The organism is Nonomuraea sp. NPDC050733 (assembly GCF_040654215.1).
In the GTDB taxonomy this organism is placed as follows: Bacteria; Actinomycetota; Actinomycetes; order Streptosporangiales; family Streptosporangiaceae; genus Nonomuraea.
Map to the genome: position 1 here is coordinate 48,274 of NZ_JBFAHO010000049.1, position 6,634 is coordinate 54,907.

Sequence of the window (6,634 nt, forward strand, 5' to 3'; positions counted from 1 at the left end):
CGACACCGGCGAAATTCCACAGAGGGAAGGTGCTTGTTTCTCCTGGTCAGATGATTAAGACCCGGTGAATTTGGGCACGCGCCTTTCCCGCTGCGCGGCCAGCCCCTCGACCAGGTCGGCGGAGGCCATGGTCACGGGCTGTGCGAGCGCCTCCCAGCGCAGCGCGGCTTCCAGATCTACGTGGCCGGAGGCCAGCGCGACTTTGGTGAGCCGGGTGGCGACGGGAGCGTTCCGCGCGATCTTACGGGCGACCGCCGACACTTCCGTCATGAGGTCAGCTGGTGGAAAACAACGATTTACCAATCCTTTAATCTCTGCTTCCTTGCCCGAAATTGCCTGCCCGGTGAGCAGCATCTCCCGCGCCAGCCCCGCCCCGCCCCTCGCCGGCAGCAGGTACGTGGCCGCCATCCCCGGATGCAGGCCGAGCGACGTGAACGGGGCGAGCAGCCGGGCGTCGTCGGCCGCGTACACGAGGTCGCACGCCAGCGCCAGGCACAGCCCCGCGCCGACCGCCGGTCCGTTGACGGCCGCGACGGTCGGCACCTCCAGCGCCGCGATGGACAGCCAGGAGCGGTAGAAGCCGAGCATCCGCTCGCGCAGCCGCGGGACGGGCTCGGCGTTCCGCTCGCCCAGCCAGGACAGGTCGCCGCCGGCGCAGAACGCGGACCCGGCGCCGGTGACGACCACGCACCGCACGTCCCGGTCGACGGCCAGCCCGGCCATGGTGTCGCGCCACTGCTCGGTCATGCCGTCGGTCATGGCGTTGCGCCGGTCGGGCCGGTTCAGGGTCAGCCGCACGACACCGTCGGGGTCGCGCTCGACGAGGAGCTCACTCATGCGGGGAGCGTACGACCACCGCCCACCGCACTCCAGGCGGTCTACGCCACCACCAGGTCCGGCTCATGCCGCGACGGCGCGGTCCCGGCCTCCGCCCATCGCACCGGCGTTTTCCACAGCCCACCCCCTCGCCTCCTCACTTGTCCACAGCGCGCGGAAAGACGCCGCGCGAAGCCGCCGCGACGTGGAAACCTTCCGGCCATGAGGCCACGTGTGAAGCCCGCCCTGCGACGCATCCTCCGCGACGAGCGCACCCTGCAGCTCGGCGTCCATCCCGCCAAGGCCGTCGTCCTGACCGGTCTGACCGGCCCGGTCCGGAGATGGATCGCCTTGCTCGACGGCAGCCGCGACATGAGGCAGGTGCTGCGAGCCGCGTCCGCCGCCGGCATGGACGAGCCGATGGCCCGCGCCATGATCGACCAGCTGACCGCTCGAAGAGTGCTCCACGACGCCTCAGCCGGTCATGTGTCGCTGCGCGGGCTCTCGCTGGCCGAGCGCGACCGGCTGGAGCCCGACGTCGACGCCCTCGACCTGGCGTCGGCGGGCCCGGACGGCGGTTCCGGTGTGTTCCAGGCAAGGAGACGGGCACGGGTGCGCGTCTACGGAGCAGGCAGGGTCGGGGCACAGATCGTCGCTCTGCTGGCATCGTGCGGAGTGGGCGACATCCGCGTGATGGACCCGGGTCCGGTCCGGCCCCGCGACCTCACACCGGGCGGCCTGACGTGGAGCGAGCTGGGCCTCAGCCGTCAGGACGGCGCGGTGGCCGTCGCCCGCCGCCTCACGTCCGGCGGAGCCCCGCCGCCTCCGGAAGCGGCAGACACCGCCCACCCTGAGCCAGACCCACGCCCAGACCGATGCCGACGCCCTGGACCGGGCCCCGTGAAGGCCGGCACCCGTCCCGTGAAGGACCACGCTCCCCCTGGCCCGGCTCCCATGACAACGGCCTCCCTCGAAGACCACGCCGGCCCGGAGCCCAGTCCCCTGCACGCCGGCCCGAAGCCCGTCTCCACGAAGGACGGCGCGCGTACCGTGAAGGACCCAGATCACGCCCGCGCCTCGCCGGTCGTCACGCCGCCGGCCCCTCCCGGCACGCCTTCCGTCCTCGTACGAGCCGGCGGCCCCTACCTCGGCGACGGGACGCACCGCCCCGACCTCGTCATCCTCGCCCCCGTCGAGCCGCTCGACCTCCTGCTGGTCAATGAGCTGGCCGAGCTCGGCATCCCCCACCTGCTCGTCTCCGCCTTCGAGGGGCACGGGTCCGTCGGGCCGCTCGTCCTGCCAGGCCGTACGGCATGCCTCCACTGCCTCGATCTGACCAGACGCGACCGCGACCCCGGATGGGCGATGGTGACCGCCCGGCTGGGCGGCTACCCGCCGGGAGAGATCGCCTGCGACACCACCCTCGCGACGGTCGTGGCCGCCGCCGCGGCCGGGCACGCGCTGGCCCAGCTGGACGGCCATGCATCGGCTGTGACCAACTCCACAGCGGACGTCACCCCCGACTGGCGCTGGGGCAGCACGCCGTGGACACCCCATCCCGAATGTCGTTGTATGCGAAACAATCCTTATTCGCTAAGAATGGTCGTGTCGCCCACCAGCGACTGACGTGTTCCGGCGACGACCGTCGAAAGGGGGAGCGGCTTCTTCCCGAGAGGCCGCGCATCAGTGTGAGCGATCTTCCACGCCGCGCCGTCACGCGCTCCGCCAAGCTGGCCTCTCTCCCACTGGGGTTCGCCGGCCGTGCCGCCCTCGGACTCGGCAAGCGGATCGGGGGCAAGCCGGCCGAGACGGTAGCTCTGGAGATCCAGCAGCGGACCGCCGAGCAGATCTTCAAGGTGCTCGGCGAGCTCAAGGGCGGAGCGATGAAGGTCGGGCAGGCCCTGTCCATCTTCGAGGCGGCCCTGCCCCAGGAGATCGCGGGACCCTACCGCGCCACGCTCACGAGACTCCAGGAGGCGGCGCCGCCGCTGCCCGCGGCCACCGTTCACAAGGTGCTGGCCGAGCAGCTCGGCGACGACTGGCGCGACAACTTCATCTCCTTCGACGACAAGCCCACCGCCGCCGCCTCCATCGGCCAGGTCCACCGGGCCGTGTGGCACGACGGCCGGGAAGCCGCGGTCAAGATCCAGTACCCGGGGGCGGGCAAGGCGCTGCTCGGTGACTTCGCGCAGCTCGCCCGGCTCGGCAAGCTCTTCGGGGTCGTGCTGCCCGGTCTCGACATCAAGGCGGTGCTGGAGGAGCTGCGCGAGCGCATCGCCGAGGAGCTCGACTACCTGCGTGAGGCGGAGGCCCAGCACGCCTTCGCCCTCGAGTTCATGGACGACCCCGACTTCCACGTCCCCGACGTGATCGCCGCCAACGAGATGGTCCTCGTCTCCGAGTGGATGGACGGCACGCCGCTGTCCCGCATCATCGCCGACGGGACCAAGGAAGAGCGCGACCGGATGGGGCTGCTGTTCGTCCGCTTTCTCTTCTGCTCGCCGGCCCGTGTCGGCATGCTGCACGCCGACCCCCACCCGGGCAACTTCCGCATGCTGCCGAACGGCAAGCTGGGCATCCTCGACTTCGGCGCGGTCAACCGGCTTCCCGAGGGCTACCCCAAGGCGTTCGGCCAGCTGACGCGGATCTTCAACAAGGGCGACATGGAGACCGTGATCAACGGGTTGCGGGAGGAGGGCTTCATCCGCCCCGGGATAGAGGTGGACCCGGACGCCCTGCGCGCGTTCCTCGCCCCGTACGTCGAGCCCACGGCGGTGGAGGAGTTCACCTTCAGCCGCGAATGGCTCCAGGCCCAGGCCGCCAGCGTCACGGACCTGCGCCCCACGAACGTGGTACGCCAGCTCAACCTCCCGGTGTCGTACGTCCTCATCCACCGGGTTCACGCGGCCGGCATCGGAGTCCTGTGTCAGCTCAACACGACCGCGAGGTTCCGCGACGAGGTGATCCGCTGGGTCCCCGGCTTCGCGGACGACCCGAACGACGAGGCCCTGGCCATCGGCTGACCCGCAGCCCGGTACGCGTACCGGGCTTCCGCCCACCGAACACGGGCAGGCCGACCTGCTGGTCATCCCGTTCCCCTCAAGATCCCGTTCAGGCAACCGTAGAAGCGCCCCGCCGCGCGGGACCGTCCAGGCGGGCAATCGCGGCGGGCCCGAGCAGACGGGTGCCCGGTAGCGGCGTCAGACCGCCTGATACGTCAGCAGATACCGCCAGAACAGCAGCCGCCTGATCCGCGCCCCCGGCAGCAGTGTCGCCGCCTCGCTCCGAATCTCCTCCAACGTCATGCTCGCCGCCGTCACCGGTGCACTGACCTCCGGGGCGGGACGCCGGATCAACGCGAGCCGCATGGCCGCGTTGGCCGGGATGGCGGCCAGGTCGTGCAGGTAATCCGAGGGGGCACTCGCGCGGTAGCAGCCCAGCACGGCCAGCACCCCGCCGGGCGCGAGAGCCGCCCGCAACTTCCGTACCGTGTCGAAGGGCACATGATGCAGGCTCGCCAGGCACGAGATGTAGTCGTAGTGACCGGCAGACAGCTCCATGGTGGTGATGTCGCCGTGGACGTAGGTGACCCCGGTGCCTGTCGCGGCGTGGATCACGGCCTTGTCGGGGTCGACCGCGTCGACGTCCAGCCCGCGGGCCGCCAGCGCGCGGGCGAACCGCCCGGTTCCGCACCCGACGTCGAGCGCCCTGCGCGCCCCCTGCGGGATCTGCTTCATCAGCACCGGGTGGTAGTGATCGTTGTGATTGAAGGTCATCCGGAGATTGTCCCGACCACAGCGGGGCTGCTTCCCGGGAACGGAGGGCCGGCCCTGCAGGCGACGCCATCCTGACCGGCCAGGCCGTTGCTGATGTCCGACCGGAGGGCGAGGCAGAGTCGGCTGTACGAGCCACCCGGTGGATCAAACGGGTTGAGGTTGCCCCTCAGCGCATGATTACATGATTACATGACTGATCAAACGGTGCCGACGCTCTACGAATGGGCGGGCGGGGCGGAGGCGCTGGCGCGCCTGACCGAGGCCTTCTACGTGCAGGTTCGCAAGGATGACCTGATCGGGCCGTTGTTCCGGCACATGGATCCTGACCATCCCCGATACGTCGCCATCTGGCTGGGGGAGGTGTTCGGCGGCCCGACCCGCTACACCGAGGAGCGCGGTGGATACGCGCACATGCTGTCCATGCATCTCGGCAAGGCGATCACCGAGCCGCAGCGGCGCCGCTGGGTGAGCCTCCTCATGGACGCCGCCGACGAGGTGGGGCTGCCTGACGACCCCGAGTTCAGGGCGGCGTTCGCCGGCTACATCGAGTGGGGCACCAGATTGGCGCTGCACAACTCGCAGCCGGACGCCACGCCGGTGACCAGCGCGCCGGTGCCGCGGTGGGGATGGGGCGTCGCGCCGCCGTACCAGCCCTGAACGACGTGCTAGCGGTCCGAGCGCGGATTGCCGTCCTCGAAGTACGACCGGGACTCTTCCAGCGGGTCCACGTACGTGTCCGACTCCCGTGGGTCCTCCTCGTGGACCCATCGGGAGATGCCGCGTGCCACCTCGTCGTCGATCTCGTCGATGCGATGCCGTTGCGGGAAGCTGTCGCGGTACATGGCGACGTGCGACTCCTGCACGTCGTCGCCCATGTCATGACTGATTTCGTAGAGTTGCTCGCTCATGGCGCTCACACTTTGATGATCATGATGGCCGCCCTTCGCACGGCCCAGCCGGTGAGAATGAGGCCGAAGATCGTCTCTCCGATGCGCATCCAGAGGGTGGAGTCCGCGTCCGCATAAATCACGACGCCAACCCACATCAGGCCGAATATCCCCACAAAGGCGACCGCCGCCCAATTCAACCCTCGCTGCCACATACGCGCAGTCTGACAGCCATAGCACCAAGGGCGGGTATCTGCGGAGTTGTCATCCGGTCACCCCGGCGGCGGCGCATCGCGCACCGCTGGTCTCTGCGCGACCGCCGGCGGCGCTCCGTGCTCCGTCGGTGGCCCATCAGTGGGAGAGCCGGCGGCCGGTACCGACGCAACGCCGCAGGCGCATCCCCTGCGGGCGGCGCTGGACGTTCTGCTCCAGGCATGCGAGCAGCGCCTCCGCCGCCCGCGCGTCGGACAGGATGCGCTGTACGGCCGCGCCGTCCTCGGGCAGCTGGCCGTGCTCGGCGAGCTCGTGCTTGAGGAAGGTCAGCGGGTCGGGGGCGCCCACGCTGTCCGCCGCCACGGTCGCGCGGGCGGCCGTGAGAAGACGCAGGTAGTACGTCCGGAGGATGGCCTCGCGCATGCGGGCGTGCTCCAGGTCGTCGATCAGAGTCCGGGCGACCCGCAGCAGGTCACCGGCGTGGGTCGCCTCATCGGCGAGGAAGGCACGGATGTCGTCGAACTCCGAGCGAGTCATAGCGGACACCTCCATGGGTGCAGAGTGCTCGTACGTACTTCGTACCGTTCGGCGATTGCGGATGGGTTGACGTCGGCTTGTCGCGCGGCCAAGCCGGCTCTCCTCGTCCGGTCAGGTGGGGCATGGCGAGGTTTGAAGGACGTGAGGGGAGGGAAGGACCGTGGGATTACCTGTGTGGCACAAAGCAGGTGCGTCAGGCTGCTAGAGTTGCCGACGCAGGGCAGCCGAAGGCTCTGAGGAGCCTCGGAGGTGCCCCGCAACTCCCCTCTTCTTCTCGCTCGATGACGGACGATTCGCATGTGTCCGGATCGGCTGGTAAGTTAGAGGGGTTGCCCCGGAAACGGGGTAAGTCGGAATTCCGGAAGCGCCGAATTTGACAGTAAATCGGATCGCTGAAAGAATAAA

General features: G+C 69.6%; 8 protein-coding genes. 3 read left to right on the top strand and 5 right to left on the bottom strand.

Annotation, left to right across the window (positions count from 1 at the left end):
- Positions 1 to 54 precede the first annotated feature (54 nt).
- Positions 55 to 837, bottom strand: a complete 783-nt coding sequence (locus AB0H64_RS39975) for an enoyl-CoA hydratase-related protein (protein ID WP_357635704.1) — start codon at positions 835 to 837, stop codon at positions 55 to 57.
- A 201-nt stretch (positions 838 to 1,038) separates the two neighbouring features.
- On the opposite strand from AB0H64_RS39975, the gene AB0H64_RS39980 reads away from it, so the two are divergent.
- Together AB0H64_RS39980 and AB0H64_RS39985 are read left to right on the top strand one after the other, a co-directional pair.
- Positions 1,039 to 2,442 carry a ThiF family adenylyltransferase gene (locus AB0H64_RS39980; RefSeq protein ID WP_357635708.1) on the top strand — a complete coding sequence of 468 codons (1,404 nt, stop codon included), beginning with the start codon at positions 1,039 to 1,041 and terminating at the stop codon, positions 2,440 to 2,442.
- A 62-nt stretch (positions 2,443 to 2,504) separates the two neighbouring features.
- A complete protein-coding gene (locus tag AB0H64_RS39985; RefSeq protein WP_357635711.1) occupies positions 2,505 to 3,839 on the top strand; it encodes an AarF/UbiB family protein in 1,335 nt (444 codons plus the stop codon).
- A 177-nt stretch (positions 3,840 to 4,016) separates the two neighbouring features.
- Here the strand turns inward: AB0H64_RS39985 and AB0H64_RS39990 are convergent, their stop codons facing one another.
- Positions 4,017 to 4,592: a class I SAM-dependent methyltransferase gene (locus tag AB0H64_RS39990; protein ID WP_357635714.1), complete on the bottom strand. Its 576-nt coding sequence runs from the start codon at positions 4,590 to 4,592 to the stop codon at positions 4,017 to 4,019.
- Positions 4,593 to 4,781: 189 nt separating this feature from the next.
- Here AB0H64_RS39990 and AB0H64_RS39995 point away from each other — a divergent pair, with 189 nt between their 5' ends.
- Positions 4,782 to 5,249, top strand: coding sequence for a group II truncated hemoglobin (locus AB0H64_RS39995; RefSeq protein ID WP_357635716.1), 468 nt, complete (start codon positions 4,782 to 4,784; stop codon positions 5,247 to 5,249).
- Positions 5,250 to 5,257: 8 nt separating this feature from the next.
- Here the strand turns inward: AB0H64_RS39995 and AB0H64_RS40000 are convergent, their stop codons facing one another.
- The 3 genes from AB0H64_RS40000 to AB0H64_RS40010 all read right to left on the bottom strand — a co-directional run bounded on the left by AB0H64_RS40000 (position 5,258) and on the right by AB0H64_RS40010 (position 6,229).
- Positions 5,258 to 5,500 carry a hypothetical protein gene (locus AB0H64_RS40000; protein WP_357635720.1) on the bottom strand — a complete coding sequence of 81 codons (243 nt, stop codon included), beginning with the start codon at positions 5,498 to 5,500 and terminating at the stop codon, positions 5,258 to 5,260.
- Positions 5,501 to 5,505: 5 nt separating this feature from the next.
- Positions 5,506 to 5,694 carry a hypothetical protein gene (locus AB0H64_RS40005; protein WP_310713079.1) on the bottom strand — a complete coding sequence of 63 codons (189 nt, stop codon included), beginning with the start codon at positions 5,692 to 5,694 and terminating at the stop codon, positions 5,506 to 5,508.
- A gap of 136 nt (positions 5,695 to 5,830) precedes the next feature.
- A complete protein-coding gene (locus tag AB0H64_RS40010) occupies positions 5,831 to 6,229 on the bottom strand; it encodes a hypothetical protein (RefSeq protein ID WP_357635724.1) in 399 nt (132 codons plus the stop codon).
- Positions 6,230 to 6,634 lie beyond the last annotated feature (405 nt).